Genomic DNA, 13,206 nt, shown 5'->3' on the forward strand with positions numbered 1-13,206 from the left:
CTGTGGCCTTCCGCTACTCCGTCTGAATCTCAGGCAGGCAGCAGCTTCATCACCGTTTCTATAATGATGCTTATAATCGGTACGGCCAGCACCATGATCAGCACCTTGCCGGCCAGCTCGATTTTGGAAGCGATCGATTCCTGTCCGGCATCCCGCACGATCTGTGCCCCGAACTCCGCGATATACGAAATGCCGATGATTTTAAACACGGTTTTGATGTAGATCATTTCCATCCCGGAGGATTCTGCCACCCGCTCCAGCGTGCCGAGAATCGTTCCGATCTTGCCGATCAGGAACAGAAAAATCAGTATGCCTGCCGCAGTAGTCAGCAGAAAAGCGAACATCGGCTTTTGTTCCTTCAGGACAAGGATGAGGACGGTCGACAGAATTCCTATTCCCACTACTTGAATGATTTCCATAACCCCAGCCTATTGAAAAAGAAAGATCGTTTTGATTTCCTGAAGCAGTCCGTCCAGCATGCGGATGACCATGAACAGCACGATGATAAAACCGACAATTGTTACCCAGTGGGCGATGTCCTCTTTGCCCATCTGCTTAAGCACCGTGTGGATCATGGCGATAATGATGCCGATGCCGGCAATCTGAAAGATCGCGTTGACTTCAATATTCATTCCTGGCACCTCGCTAAAAGATCAAAATGACGATCAATGCTCCAAGCAGCAGACCCAGGCTTTTGCTCACTTTTTCATATTTGCCCTGATCTTCTCTGGCCGCTGTCTCTTCCTGCTTCAATTGCTGTAAAGCCAGTGCAATATGCGTGCTCTGATTCGATCTGTCACTGGTTCCGAGTGTGCAGCTGAGCTGCCGGAAAATTTCCTTCTCTGTTCCTTTAAGGGAAGCGCTGCTCCAGTGAATCTCCATGGACCGCTGCACGGCTTCCTCGGCGCTGCAGTTATGCGGCGGGCTCATCTCTTCCGCTGCGGTGAGGAAGAATGCTCTCAGCGGCTCCTTGCTCTGCATCCCGATCCGGCGCAGCGCCTCCGGCAGCGGGGTATAGCCGTACTGGATCTCCGTCTCCAGCCGCTGCAGCGCTGCGATCAGGCCTCTGATATGCCGGGGCCTGTCAGCATACTGGGCAGCCCGCTTGAAGCCGGCCAGCGTGCCCGCAAGCACGATGAGCACTGCCCCGAGCAGCTTAAGCATGCCGGTCACCGCCTATCCGCTCTTCCGGAGAGATCAGCAGCAGCCCGCGCTTCTGGGCGTCCAGGATGCGGAAGGACAGGCCTGACTCCGAACGGTGCAGGATTACATACCGCTCGAACATCCGGTGCTCCAGCAGACCGCCAAGGCCGGGCCGGCGGGCCAGCTCGGACACTTCCTTGCCATGGGCGGAAGCGACTACCGAGATGCCGGCGTGCAGCGCCTCGGTTACTGCATCCGCATCCTCCAGGCGGCCGATCTCATCGGCGATCAGCACGTCGGGCGACAGCGAGCGGATCATCATCATCATGCCTTCCGCTTTGGGACAGCCGTCCAGGATGTCCGTGCGCGGGCCGACATCGAAGGCGGGGATCCCGCGGCGGCTGCCGGCAATCTCCGAGCGTTCATCGACGATGCCGACCTTGAGACCAGGGCGGCTGCCCTCGCGTCCGCCCTGCCCTCCGGCCGAGATCTGCCTGGCGAGGTCGCGCAGCAGCGTGGTCTTGCCATGCTGCGGCGGCGAGAGGATCAGCGTATGCATAATCCGCTGCCGTCCCCGGTCCAGCAGATAAGGCAGCACGCCGTCTGCCAGCCCGTGCACTTCGCGGGCAATCCGCACATTGAAGCCGGTAATATCGCGGAGATGCTCAACCCCCCCGCCGCTTAAGACCGTCCGGCCGGATAAGCCGATACGGTGCCCGCCGGGAATCGTGATGAAGCCCTTGCGCAGCTCCTCTTCCATCGTATACAGCGAATGATTGCTGATCAGGTCCAGCAGCCGGTGCGTATCCTCCCGGTCCGGCTTGTAGGCTTCAACGGGAAGCTGTGTCAGACTGCCGTCCACGCCGACAAAATGATATTTGCCGGAGTAATTAATCTCTAGCGGCCGTCCTTCACGGACGCGCACTTCCTCCACCTTGTCCAGGAGCGCAGCGGGGAGGCCGCCGAGCAGCGCTCTTACTTTTTCGGGAAACAATAGAAGCCAATCATTAGCCATACAAAGTACCCCCAAGTTGTCCTCTACTTAATAGCTTTATTCCATATTTATGCTTGTACTTGTACTTTATGACTATCATCTATCATTTCTTCAGAATGCCGATTAAGAGAAAGGCCACGCCGCAGCCGATCCAGCCGAGCTTGCCCCAGGACAACTGCTGGGCCATCCCCGTCAGGCCGACCGCTGTGGTCAGAATCAGGATTGTCGGCCCGACCAGCGCCAGCCCGGAATTAACTGCAAGCGCCTTATCCACCTGGTTCAGCCTCAGCATAATCAGTGCAGCAGCAATCTCCACACTGCCTGACAGCAGCCGAAGTCCCGCCATCCAGCTCACATACTTGTCCAAACTGTTCAACTCCCTTGTACAAATCTATGGATACCAAAGAATCCGCTGCGCAATAAACAAGCTGTTATCCATGGATATGCAGAAGCTGTCCACTTTAGACAAGAAGAAATGCAGGAAGCTAGCAGAGATTTAAGCAGGTGTGAAAGAAATCATAGTGCTCTCCTCTATAAAAAAATATCATCGGTATGATAAAATTAATTTTGCGCGTGCAAAAAAATGGAGCTATGGAAAATAGAAGGGCAGGCTGCTGGAGAAACTAAGCCTTCCTAACTGCTTCTGGAATGGGTCCGAGCGCCGCAGAAATGTAGATAAAGACATCGGAAAAAGAGGGGATCACAGTCATGCAAGTTCGTAATTTCGTAGTACCGCTCGTATCGGGAACAGTAGCCAGACAGGTAAAAGAAGTAGCCGTTATCATTTTTTCAGCCTTTCTGGTAGCGGGCGGGCTCCGGCTGTTCCTGATTCCGCATCAGCTGCTCAGCGGCGGCGTGGCCGGGACGGCATCCATTATTGGCTACTTAACGAATCCGAAGTATATCTCGCTGTATTATTTCGCCATCAACCTGCCAATCCTGATCTGGGGTTTCGTAGCCGTGGGGAAGAAATACATCTGCTATAGCATGCTGTCGGTTATCTCCACGACCTGGTTCCTGAATATCATCCCTGTGGTGAAGCTTACCAAGGACCCGATTCTGGCCAGTATCTTCGGCGGTGTGATCATTGCCGGCGGTGTCGGCTTCTCGCTGCGTGCGGGGGGATCTTCCGGCGGATTCGATATTCTGGGCTCCATTATTACCCGCAAGCGGGACATTCCCATGGGAACCGTGCTGTTCGTGATGGACGGTCTGGTCATCCTAAGCCTGGGCTTCTTCAAAAGCTGGGATTCGGCGCTGTACGCGATGCTCTGTATTTTCGTCAAAAGCCGTGTAGTTGACATGATCCACATCCGCCACGTCAAGCTGACCTGCTTCATTGTCACGAAGGAGCGCGAGAAAATGCTGAACCGCCTGACCTGTCTGCCGCACGGCGTCACCGTCGTGAATGCGGAGGGCGGGTACAGTCATGAAGGCAATACGATGCTGATGACGGTAACTACCCGCTACGAGCTGGCTGACCTGCGCAAGACCATTCTTGAGACAGATCCGAAATCCTTCGTCAACGTGCTGGAGACTGTGGAGATTATGGGCCGGTTCAGACGGTTGAGTTAAACGAGGATAGTTGTATAATGTGCAATTAAAACCAGCGAAAAGGGATGCGAACATCTTATAACTGTATTCCGTACAACTAAATTTGCCCAAATGGGCGGGAATCAAGGTACAAAGTCAGTTTAATTGTATGAAATACAACTATATGGATAATCGCTAGTAAATCAGACGATTTAGTTGTACAAAGTACAATTAAGCATATCGCCTATACCGTTGCTAGCCACATTTACTATGCAAAAAGAGTGCTGCTCTCCGCTCGCGCGGGGAACAGCACTCTTTTTGACTAATGATGGTTAGTTATTAATAGGATGTTGTCTTTGTGTCTTTGTGTAATACATTATTCGCTTTACATTGACGATGGCGCAATGTATTCGGTTTTCGCATACATTTGGCTCGTCTACCCTATCGATGGCATAATGTATTCGGTTTTTCGCATACATTTGGCTCGTCTACCCTATCGTTGGCGCATTGTATTCGGTTTTTCGCATACATTTAGCCCATCTACCTTATCATTGGCATAATGTATTCGGTTTTTCGCATACATTTGGCTCGTCTACCCTATCGTTGGCGCATTGTATTCGGTTTTTCGCTCAAGCCCCAAATCAGTTTAGGGCTTACCTGCCACCAGACGCCAAACAGGGATGCCCTCCAGCCTTCCGGCCAAAGAAACATCCCTGATATTGTCATGCTGCAGAATTATAGACCAGAAGCTTAGCGGCGGTCCTGCGGGCCTCCGACGAAGGCCTGCTCTGCGGTGTCGAGATTATAAGCCGTATGCAGCGCCTGAATAATCTGCTGCAGATTGCCGGATTCAATGACACAGGAAACCTTAATCTCCGAGGTGCTGACCATCTTGATGCTCACACCTTCGTTCGAGATCACCTCGAACATTTGGGCCGCCACCCCCGGATGGCTGACCATGCCGGCGCCGACAATGGACACCTTGACCAGACTATCCTCGGAAGTCACTTCACGGTACGGCAGCACACTGTGCAATCCTTCAATGACCTGCTTAGCCTTCTCCAGATCGCTAAGGGCTACTGTAAAGGAGAAGTCTGCGGTCTGATTCTGAACGCCGCTCTGTACGATGATATCGACGTCCACACCCTCTTCGGCCAGCTTGCCGAAGACCTGGGCGAGTACACCCGGAACATCCGGAACTCCCAGAATACTGATACGGGCCACATTCTTGTCATACGCGATGCCGCTAACTACTACACCCTGCTCCATACTTGCTTCCTCCTTCACAACAGTTCCTTCATTATGGTTAAAGCTCGATCTGACGACCAGCTTCACTTGATATCGTTTGGCATATTCCACTGCACGCGGATGCAGCACGGCTGCACCGAGATTAGCCAGCTCCAGCATCTCGTCATACGAGATTTCCTTCAGCTTCCGCGCTGTCTTCACAATACGCGGGTCTGTGGAATAGATGCCGTCTACATCGGTATAGATTTCGCAGACATCCGCTTTGATCGCAGCAGCCAGCGCAACCGCCGTTGTATCCGAACCTCCGCGGCCCAGCGTGGTAATCTCACCGTCCAGTGTCATCCCCTGGAACCCGGCAACGATAACAATCTGCTCACGCTCCAGCGACTCCAGAACACGGCGTGGAACGATTTCACTAATCCGCGCACGGCCATGGGTCTCATCGGTTCGGAACCCGGCCTGCCAGCCTGTATAGGATACAGCATTCCGCCCGATTCCATGAAGAGCGATGGACAGAAGCGCTACAGAGATCTGTTCCCCCGTAGTCATCAGCATATCCATTTCCCGTGCGGGAGGCTGCCCGTTCAGCTGTTTAGCCTGATCGATCAGTTCATCTGTTGTATCCCCCATAGCGGACACAACCACAACGCAGCGATGTCCCTCATCCTGCTTATCTGCGATGCGCTTGGCGACACGCTTCATACGTTCAATATCGCCGACGGAGCTGCCTCCGAATTTCATGACATAAAGTGACAAAGTCCCATTCACTCCCTATTTCGCTGTAAGTAGTAGCTTTTATTTGGTTTTCGCTTTAACACAGTATAATACGAAAATCATAACATGCGTTAATGGTTTCACAAAAAAAGCGCCCAATTTTCCGAACATGCCCATTCCTCTATGCCTGGCACGGCAAATTATATTCAGCTGAAGCTGTACAAAAAACCTCCGCCGCATACTGCGGGGAGGCCGTCTTGAATAACGTTGAATCCGGAGCTACGTAAGCTACTACGCGCGGGAGATGTATTTACCTTCACGGGTATCGATCAGGAGAACATCGCCTTCATTAATGAACAATGGAACCTGTACAGTATGTCCGGTTTCCAGAACAGCCGCTTTAGTTGCACCTTGAGCCGTGTTGCCTTTAACGCCCGGTTCTGTTTCAGTAACCTTCAGTTCAACACTTGTAGGCAGGTTGATCCCGAGGATTTCACCCTGGTAGCTGACGATATTTACCGTCATATTCTCTCTCAGGAAGTTAAGCTCCCACTCCAGCTGCTTCTCAGTCAACTCGAACTGGTCATATGTTTCGTTGTCCATGAATACATGCTCGGAACCGCTGGCATACAGGTACTGTACACCACGGTTCTCGATGATCGCGCGGCCAATTGTTTCGCCTGCACGGAATGTGCGCTCAACGGTATTGCCGTTACGCAGGTTCTTCAGCTTGGAGCGGACGAATGCCGCGCCTTTACCCGGCTTCACGTGCTGGAAATCAATGACGGTGAAGATATCCCCTTCTACTTCTACGGTCAAGCCTGTCTTGAAATCATTAACTGAAATCACTAAAAATCCCTCCTGGAATCGATGAATTAACTGAATAAGTTTGTCTTACAGTACCGTGTATTCCTTAGACGAATGTGTCAGCAGCGCGATGCCGCTTTCGGTAATGACAATATCATCTTCAATCCGCACGCCGCCGAGGCCGGAGAGATAAATTCCCGGTTCAACGGTAACAACCATGCCCGGCTCCATAATTTCATCGGCAAGCTTGGACAGACGCGGAGATTCATGAACCTCCATGCCCAGGCCATGGCCTGTGCTGTGGCCGAAATACTCCCCGTATCCGTAACGGGTGATAATATCACGGGCCAGGGCATCGCATTCGCGGCCGGTCATGCCCGGCTTGATATGTGCCAGCGTATGCAGCTGCGCTTCAAGCACAATATCATAGATTTCCTTCAGCTTGGGATCTGGCGATCCCAGAGCAATCGTACGTGTTACATCGGAGCAGTATCCGTCCAGCAGAGCGCCGAAATCGAAGGTTACGAATTCATTGTTCTGGATGATCTTGCTGCTGGCTACGCCATGCGGCATGGCCGAGCGTTCGCCGGAAGCAACGATCGTATCGAATGAAGACGAGGTTGCACCATGGGTACGCATGTAGAATTCCATTTCCAGATCGACATCACGTTCAGTCATGCCTGGTTTGATCACATTCAGGATATGACTGAACGTGGCGTCGGCCAGATCGGCCGCCCGCTGCATGACAGCCAGCTCTTCTTCGTCCTTGAACATGCGCAGATTCTCCACGGCTTTGGATACCGGCACCATAACAGCCGGCTGCAGAGCCGCCGCATAGGCAGTGTACGCGCTGAAGCTTACATCATCCTGCTCGAATCCAACCCGGACTTGTCCGCCCTGCGGCAGCAGCTCGCGTACGGTGTCAATGAATTTCGAAGCATGCTGAACAACCTTCAGGCCGTTTACCTGTTCCGAGGCCTGTGTCATATACCTGAAGTCAGTCAGCAGATAACTGTCATCACCGGTAACCAGCACATAACCGGAGGAGCCGGTGAATCCGCTCAAATAGCGGCGGTTATAGCCGCTGGTAATTAACATCGCATCCAGTCCCAGTTCCTGCAAAACCTTACGCAGCTTGGAGACGCGCTTGTTGCTCATTTTCATTCTCCTCTCGAAATAGCCACATTGTATTTTAACATAGTGGCATGCCACCTGAGAAGTTTTTTCGGACGCTTAAGCCAGCTTTGTCTGCTGCTCCCGTTTCCGCTCATCGGTATACTCAATCGCCGCCGTATATCCGATGAATAATCCCCAGAGCAAAAAGAGGCAAAATTCACTGATTACAGAGTTCCAGGGCAGTCTGAAAGGCGGCTGCATCAGGAACTGCCAGGAGCCGGCAAGGAACAGGGCCGACCACCAGAGCACACCGTAAATCATCCCCGGCCAAGGCCCCTTCAGCTTACGGAAGATAAGCACGTAGACCAGGGAAACGATCACCGAGAAGACGATAAAGGATAAATATCCGAGCAGATGCCCGGCGGGCGACACCAAAAAGTCATGTTTAAAGAAGGGCTCCGCCAAAAATCCCGGAATCACCTTGGTGAAATGCAGGACATACATCAGCCAGCGGGCTCCTCCCCAGATGATGCCGGCGAAAAAGCCCAGTTCAATGGCAAAATAAAACGGATTCGTATGGACTGACTTTTGCTTGTTGGAAGAACTCATAGAGCAGCCTCACTTTCAATATAGGGTTAATCCGGTTTCCACTCCGCTCTCTATAGACTAGTATGTACAGCAAACGGCAATCCAACTAGTAATGTGCTTAAAAATTAGTTACAATGTATTATATAAATCACATTAAAATACGGGAAGGTGAATTGGTTGTCCCAGGAAACTCCCAGTTACGGCGGCCAAGCCGTCATTGAAGGCGTCATGTTCGGCGGCAAGCATATCAACGTAACAGCCGTAAGAAGGAAGAATCAGGAAATCACATTTTTGGAGGTGCCGAAGAGCGATAAGAGCTGGGTCCTTAAACTGCGCAAGATTCCGCTGCTTCGCGGCATTGTCAGTATTATAGATTCCAGCGCCAAAGGCTCGAAGCACCTGAATTATTCGGCGGAATCCTATGCCGAGGATGAGACAGAGCCTGAAGAGCTTGCCAAGCAGAAAGAGAAAGATAAAGACAAGAAGAAAGATGAAGGCTGGAGCCTCGGTATGATTTTCGGCGTAGCTGTCATGGGTATTCTTTCTTTCCTTTTCGGCAAGGTTATTTTCACACTGGTGCCGGTATTCGTAGAAGATTTTTTATTCAAGAATGCATTCGATAACTATATTCTGCACAACCTTGTTGAAGGCGGCATTAAGCTGATTCTCCTGCTCGTTTATCTGTTTGCGATTTCACAGACTCCGGTGATCAAACGGCTGTTCCAGTATCACGGTGCCGAGCATAAGGTAATCAGTGCTTTTGAAGCCGGCGAAGAACTGACTGTTAAGAATGTACAGAAATACAGCCGTCTGCATTACCGCTGCGGAAGCAGCTTCATGATGCTGACCATTATCCTCGGTGTGATTATCTACTCTGTTGTCCCATGGGATAATCTTATGGAACGGGTACTGCAGCGGATTATTCTCCTGCCGGTAGTCATCGGGATCTCCTTTGAGGTGCTGAAGGGCACCAATGCCGTGAGAGATATTCCCGGGCTCAAGTATCTGGGGTATCCGGGTCTGTGGCTGCAGCTGCTGACGACCAAAGAACCTAAAGACGATATGGTTGAGGTGTCCATCGCCTCGTTCAACCGGATGCGGGAGCTGGATGCCGCAATTGAAGCAAGAGGATATTCGGAGGCAAGTGTGTCAGGCGGCATTTTGGATCCTGCGAAAGGATGATTAGCCCATGATCAGACATGCTTTGATTTTTTGGATTTCAATAGCTCTCGCAGCATGGGGGCTGGTAACGGAATTTATGATACGCGGCCTTGCTGCCCTATCTATCTTTATTCTTCCGCTAGTCCTGCTGGCGCTGCTGTATTATGCGTACAAGATCGTTCCCGGCAGAACAAACGGCGGTCCCGGACGGCCGCGTACCAAAGTCAAGCCTTCGGCCAAGACGATGTCCAAGGTTGCGGGTATCCGCAAAACCCAGGCCGCCTCACCCGGCAAGCGTAAAACCTATCCATTCCAGGTGATTGAAGGCAGCAAGGGTAAGAACGACGACCAGCTTCCCAAATATCATTGAAACTCCAGGCTATCCGCTAAGATTCAAGCAACAAAAGGCATCTCCGCATTGTCGTTACGACATGCGGGATGCCTTTTTTGGTTATAATTCAGGTCCGGCGCACTTAGGCCGGGTAAAATATGGACGTGTGCTAAGCGGCGGACGCCAATTTTTGAAAAAATCCGCTCCGGCCGTCAGCCCTGCAGTATAGATCGCCTCACTCTGTTCCGGGGAGATATGAAACTGGGTGGTGGAAATGCCCAGCGTGGGAATTTTGACAGTGCGTACGAATTTATCCGTCTCGATATAACGTTCATCATGGGCAGAGAGCATCGTCCCTACCATGGCCTGAAGCATGCTGAACGGCCCGGTAATGCGGTGAGGCTGCGGCTGTGTCTTACCAATCAACTGGTAGCCCACCGTGGGCGTACGCCGCTCTGGGGACTGGAAGCCATCCTTCTTCTCATCAAACAGCCACAGCGGAAAATTGCTCAGCATCCCCCCGTCCACCATATACACAAACTGCTCGGCAAAAGACTTTCTCCGGGCAGCCTCTCCGTTCAGCCGCAGCATCACCGGATCGAAGAAGTAGGGAATGCTGCAGCTCATCCGCACAGCCTTGGCGACTTCAAAGGAGTCCGGTGAAATCCCGTAGAGCTCCAGATCATCCGGCAAGACGACAATCCTTCCGTTAGTAATATCTGAAGCGATAACAGTCAGCCTGCCGCGCGGCAGATCGCTGAACGTAACCACTCCCTTCTCCAGCAGAATGCCACGGATCCAAGATTCCAGAGCCTGGCCCGAATACAGGCCTTTTTTGATCAGCACACGGATTGCCGGTCCTATTACAGCGGTGTTATATAGCGCTCCGCGCTTGAGAAAGGATGTGAAGGGCGTCTCCCTGATAATCCGGCTCATCGCCTCCCCGTTATAACCGGCGGCCAGCAGCGAAGCAATAATGGAGCCTGAAGAGGTTCCGGCTACTCTCCTGAAGGTTCGGCCCGCCCGCTCCGTTGCCTCCACCGCACCTGCGAGCGCAATCCCCTTCACGCCTCCGCCTTCAAAAACTGCGTTAATCTCCATACCTAAGAGTCCCCCGTTCCATAGATCTTATTGCTTATCTATGAGCACGGGGGACTATTCATGACTGACTATGATTTGAAATAAAAGCTGAGCAGGCTGGCCAGGCCAAATGGATCACGGACCACAATATCATTGGCCCGGAACAGAATGCTGCCGGAAACCTCGTCGTATTTCTCGTTATATTTCAGCTGGTTGATAATCTGATCGCCGCTCTGCCATTCCGCGGTTTGTTTGGTATCCCCTACTTTGTAGGAGGCCAGGCCGATATACAGCTTGACGCCCGTGCCAGTGACCTCGTTCACCCACCAGTCGACCAGCTTGTCATAACGGGCGGCGCTGAAAGAGAGACTCCAATATATCTGCGGAGCCACATAGTCGACCCAGCCGCTCTTAATCCATGTGCGTACATCCGCATACATGTCATCATACGCAGATACGCCTGCCGTGGTATCCGAACCGGTGCTGTCCGCCTTTTTATTGCGCCATACCCCAAAGGGGCTGACGCCAAACGAAACTGCCGGCTTCACCGCATGAATCTCTGCACCCAGCTGCCGGATGAACTGATTGATATTATCCCGGCGCCAGTCACCCTTGGTGGCAATTGCCTGAGAGTTGTAGGTCTTAAATGCCGTATCATCGGCAAAGGTTACGTTGGAAGGATAGAAATAATCATCCAGATGCACACCGTCAATGTCATACCCTCTGACCACTTCCATTACGGTGTCAATGATATGCTGCCGCGCTTCCGGTATACCCGGATTTATGTACAGCTTACTGTCAGCTTTGACGATCCACTCTGGATGCAGCTTGGCCACATGATTGGCGGCAAGTCCTGTAGTGGAGGCATCGGTAGTTGCCCGGAACGGATTGAACCAGGCATGCAGCTGCATGCCGCGTGAATGGGCGCTGCTGACCATATACTGGAGCGGATCATAGCCGGGCTCCTTCCCTTGGGTACCGCTAAGCACCTTGGACCAGGGGACGAGCTGTGAGGAATACAGGGCATCTGCGGCGGGTCTGACCTGTACGAATACACTATTGAAACCGGCAGCCTGCAGCTTGTCCAGCATGCTGTCGAACTCTTTCTTCTGCTTGTCTGCATTACCGGCCGAAGCCGTTGACGGCCAGTCCAGATTAAATACGGTAGACACCCACGCGCCCTTCATCGCCTTTCCGGTCTTGGCCCCGGGAATTGAAGGTACGGTTGGCGTTGGCACGGACGGTGCCGGCACTACAGGCGTTGGCACGGATGGTGTCGGCACTGTCGGAACAGACGGTGTCGAAGGTGTAGACGGCCCGCCAATCTCTACATTTGAATATAAGGCAATATGCTTCGCAGCCTGATTCCAGACTACCTGCAGCCCGAGCTGCTCACTGACGAACCGCAGCGGCACCATCACTCTGCCCTGTGTAATCTGCACAGAGGTATCCAGAGGGACTGAAGCACCGTTAACGATTGCACTTTTGCTTCCGCTAGTCAGCTTCAGCACATTATTCCCCTTGCTGATTGTAGCGGTCTTACTGGCCTGATCCCAGACCACACCGGCACCTAGTCCTTTACTGACTACCCCGACAGGGACCATAGTAACATTGGTCCGCGTAATATAAGGCGGAACATCCGTGCTTAAGCTCTCTCCATCCAGTTCAATGGTAATCTGCACCGAAGCAGCGCGTGCACTTGTTGTCCACACAGGCAGACATAGCATAACCACCAGCAACCCTAATATCCATTTACGGTAATTCATAATTCCTCCCAAATGTTGTAGTGATATAACAAAGAAACGGCCTTCTCGTCCTTGAATCAGGGAGAAGGCCGTTTCTTTAGTAAACGGAGTCCTTCCTTAGGTGAAAAAGGAACGGTATCCGTTTTGACGTAATAAAACTGGAAAGGTTGCGCTAATCAAACAAAAACAGCCAAAATTATGAATCACTGACCATTTCATGGTGAATATCGTATAAGGTCTGCAGACGCGCTTCATCCCGGCGGAAGTACTCCACTAGTGTCTCGATCCGGGTGATAGAATCCCAGCTCAAATGATGCTCAATGCCTTCAACATCCTTATAAATATGTTCTTGCTGAACTCCAATAAGCCCGAGGAATTCCTCCAGCAGCTGATGGCGGTCCACAAGACGTTTTCCCACTTTTTTTCCTTTGCTTGTTAGGACAAGCCCACGATATTTCTCATAGATGAGATATTCGTCCTTATCCAGTTTTTGGATCATCTTGGTCACAGAGGAGGGGTGTACTTCCAGTCCCTCGGCAATATCCGAGACCCGCGCATAACCCTTCTCATCAATGAGCTTGTATATGCGCTCCAAATAATCCTCCATGCTGGGTGTTGGCATTAACTTTACCTCTTTTCTATATTGAGCGTGGCGATGGGGCCGGGCCTTGCTCTAACAATGATACATGTTTCTGCCGCTCCTTGGCAAGTCCTACAGGTCTGCCGCTTCTCCGCTTAGCGATGTT

15 protein-coding genes are annotated in these 13,206 nt (G+C 52.0%); 3 read left to right on the forward strand and 12 right to left on the reverse strand.

All coding sequences use genetic code 11. The annotated features are described in order from the left end of the window. Positions 1-29: 29 nt before the first annotated feature. The 5 genes from spoIIIAD to NSU01_RS23530 form a co-directional block, all read right to left on the reverse strand. Entirely contained in the window at positions 30-419 is a 390-nt protein-coding gene (spoIIIAD, locus tag NSU01_RS23510; RefSeq protein ID WP_039295491.1) for a stage III sporulation protein AD, read from the reverse strand. A gap of 9 nt (positions 420-428) precedes the next feature. Further along, positions 429-632: a stage III sporulation protein AC gene (gene spoIIIAC, locus NSU01_RS23515; protein WP_020426549.1), complete on the reverse strand. Its 204-nt coding sequence runs from the start codon at positions 630-632 to the stop codon at positions 429-431. 13 nt (positions 633-645) lie between these two features. Then, positions 646-1,164 carry a stage III sporulation protein SpoIIIAB gene (gene spoIIIAB, locus NSU01_RS23520; RefSeq protein ID WP_039295486.1) on the reverse strand — a complete coding sequence of 173 codons (519 nt, stop codon included), beginning with the start codon at positions 1,162-1,164 and terminating at the stop codon, positions 646-648. Continuing rightward, entirely contained in the window at positions 1,157-2,158 is a 1,002-nt protein-coding gene (gene spoIIIAA, locus NSU01_RS23525; RefSeq protein ID WP_042138737.1) for a stage III sporulation protein AA, read from the reverse strand. The genes spoIIIAB and spoIIIAA overlap by 8 nt, the downstream gene beginning before the upstream one ends. An 82-nt stretch (positions 2,159-2,240) precedes the next feature. Then, positions 2,241-2,483 (reverse strand): YqhV family protein, encoded by a 243-nt coding sequence (locus NSU01_RS23530; RefSeq protein ID WP_039295545.1) that lies wholly within the window; start codon positions 2,481-2,483, stop codon positions 2,241-2,243. A 362-nt stretch (positions 2,484-2,845) separates the two neighbouring features. Here NSU01_RS23530 and NSU01_RS23535 point away from each other — a divergent pair, with 362 nt between their 5' ends. Next, positions 2,846-3,712: a YitT family protein gene (locus tag NSU01_RS23535; RefSeq protein ID WP_076245612.1), complete on the forward strand. Its 867-nt coding sequence runs from the start codon at positions 2,846-2,848 to the stop codon at positions 3,710-3,712. Positions 3,713-4,420: 708 nt separating this feature from the next. Here the strand turns inward: NSU01_RS23535 and NSU01_RS23540 are convergent. The 4 genes from NSU01_RS23540 to NSU01_RS23555 all read right to left on the reverse strand — a co-directional run bounded on the left by NSU01_RS23540 (position 4,421) and on the right by NSU01_RS23555 (position 8,164). Then, a complete protein-coding gene (locus NSU01_RS23540; protein WP_039295541.1) occupies positions 4,421-5,674 on the reverse strand; it encodes an aspartate kinase in 1,254 nt (417 codons plus the stop codon). Positions 5,675-5,923: 249 nt separating this feature from the next. Further along, positions 5,924-6,481 carry an elongation factor P gene (gene efp / locus NSU01_RS23545; protein ID WP_039295482.1) on the reverse strand — a complete coding sequence of 186 codons (558 nt, stop codon included), beginning with the start codon at positions 6,479-6,481 and terminating at the stop codon, positions 5,924-5,926. 45 nt (positions 6,482-6,526) lie between these two features. After that, positions 6,527-7,597, reverse strand: a complete 1,071-nt coding sequence (locus tag NSU01_RS23550; RefSeq protein WP_076245614.1) for a Xaa-Pro peptidase family protein — start codon at positions 7,595-7,597, stop codon at positions 6,527-6,529. A 75-nt stretch (positions 7,598-7,672) separates the two neighbouring features. Continuing rightward, the gene (locus NSU01_RS23555; protein ID WP_042138742.1) at positions 7,673-8,164 is read right to left on the reverse strand and encodes a YqhR family membrane protein; all 492 of its coding nucleotides are present in this window, start codon (positions 8,162-8,164) and stop codon (positions 7,673-7,675) included. 156 nt (positions 8,165-8,320) lie between these two features. Between NSU01_RS23555 and NSU01_RS23560 the strand changes: the two genes are divergently transcribed. Together NSU01_RS23560 and NSU01_RS23565 are read left to right on the forward strand one after the other, a co-directional pair. Then, the gene (locus NSU01_RS23560; protein ID WP_042138743.1) at positions 8,321-9,325 is read left to right on the forward strand and encodes a DUF1385 domain-containing protein; all 1,005 of its coding nucleotides are present in this window, start codon (positions 8,321-8,323) and stop codon (positions 9,323-9,325) included. Between the two features lie 7 nt (positions 9,326-9,332). Further along, complete coding sequence (locus tag NSU01_RS23565) at positions 9,333-9,674, forward strand: hypothetical protein (protein WP_039295475.1); 342 nt, start codon at positions 9,333-9,335, stop codon at positions 9,672-9,674. Between the two features lie 81 nt (positions 9,675-9,755). On the opposite strand, the gene NSU01_RS23570 is transcribed toward NSU01_RS23565, so the two are convergent. From NSU01_RS23570 to mntR, 3 genes are all read right to left on the reverse strand, one after another. Next, the gene (locus NSU01_RS23570; protein WP_076245617.1) at positions 9,756-10,736 is read right to left on the reverse strand and encodes a patatin-like phospholipase family protein; all 981 of its coding nucleotides are present in this window, start codon (positions 10,734-10,736) and stop codon (positions 9,756-9,758) included. 68 nt (positions 10,737-10,804) lie between these two features. Then, entirely contained in the window at positions 10,805-12,481 is a 1,677-nt protein-coding gene (locus tag NSU01_RS23575; RefSeq protein ID WP_076245620.1) for a family 10 glycosylhydrolase, read from the reverse strand. Between the two features lie 175 nt (positions 12,482-12,656). Beyond that, a complete protein-coding gene (gene mntR, locus NSU01_RS23580) occupies positions 12,657-13,082 on the reverse strand; it encodes a transcriptional regulator MntR (protein WP_039295471.1) in 426 nt (141 codons plus the stop codon). Between the last annotated feature and the right edge of the window lie 124 nt (positions 13,083-13,206).

Origin of the sequence: Paenibacillus sp. FSL H8-0259 (assembly GCF_037963255.1) — a bacterium.
Taxonomy (GTDB): Bacteria; Bacillota; Bacilli; order Paenibacillales; family Paenibacillaceae; genus Paenibacillus_AQ; species Paenibacillus_AQ phytohabitans.

What these genes read in the sequence shown, in the direction of transcription:
- spoIIIAD (WP_039295491.1), bottom strand. Translation starts at nt 419, where the DNA reads ATGGAAATCATTCAAGTAGTGGGAATAGGAATTCTGTCGACCGTCCTC.
- spoIIIAC (WP_020426549.1), bottom strand. Translation starts at nt 632, where the DNA reads ATGAATATTGAAGTCAACGCGATCTTTCAGATTGCCGGCATCGGCATC.
- spoIIIAB (WP_039295486.1), bottom strand. Translation starts at nt 1,164, where the DNA reads ATGCTTAAGCTGCTCGGGGCAGTGCTCATCGTGCTTGCGGGCACGCTG.
- spoIIIAA (WP_042138737.1), bottom strand. Translation starts at nt 2,158, where the DNA reads ATGGCTAATGATTGGCTTCTATTGTTTCCCGAAAAAGTAAGAGCGCTG.
- NSU01_RS23530 (WP_039295545.1), bottom strand. Translation starts at nt 2,483, where the DNA reads ATGGCGGGACTTCGGCTGCTGTCAGGCAGTGTGGAGATTGCTGCTGCA.
- NSU01_RS23535 (WP_076245612.1), top strand. Translation starts at nt 2,846, where the DNA reads ATGCAAGTTCGTAATTTCGTAGTACCGCTCGTATCGGGAACAGTAGCC.
- NSU01_RS23550 (WP_076245614.1), bottom strand. Translation starts at nt 7,597, where the DNA reads ATGAGCAACAAGCGCGTCTCCAAGCTGCGTAAGGTTTTGCAGGAACTG.
- NSU01_RS23555 (WP_042138742.1), bottom strand. Translation starts at nt 8,164, where the DNA reads ATGAGTTCTTCCAACAAGCAAAAGTCAGTCCATACGAATCCGTTTTAT.
- NSU01_RS23565 (WP_039295475.1), top strand. Translation starts at nt 9,333, where the DNA reads ATGATCAGACATGCTTTGATTTTTTGGATTTCAATAGCTCTCGCAGCA.
- NSU01_RS23570 (WP_076245617.1), bottom strand. Translation starts at nt 10,736, where the DNA reads ATGGAGATTAACGCAGTTTTTGAAGGCGGAGGCGTGAAGGGGATTGCG.
- NSU01_RS23575 (WP_076245620.1), bottom strand. Translation starts at nt 12,481, where the DNA reads ATGAATTACCGTAAATGGATATTAGGGTTGCTGGTGGTTATGCTATGT.
- mntR (WP_039295471.1), bottom strand. Translation starts at nt 13,082, where the DNA reads ATGCCAACACCCAGCATGGAGGATTATTTGGAGCGCATATACAAGCTC.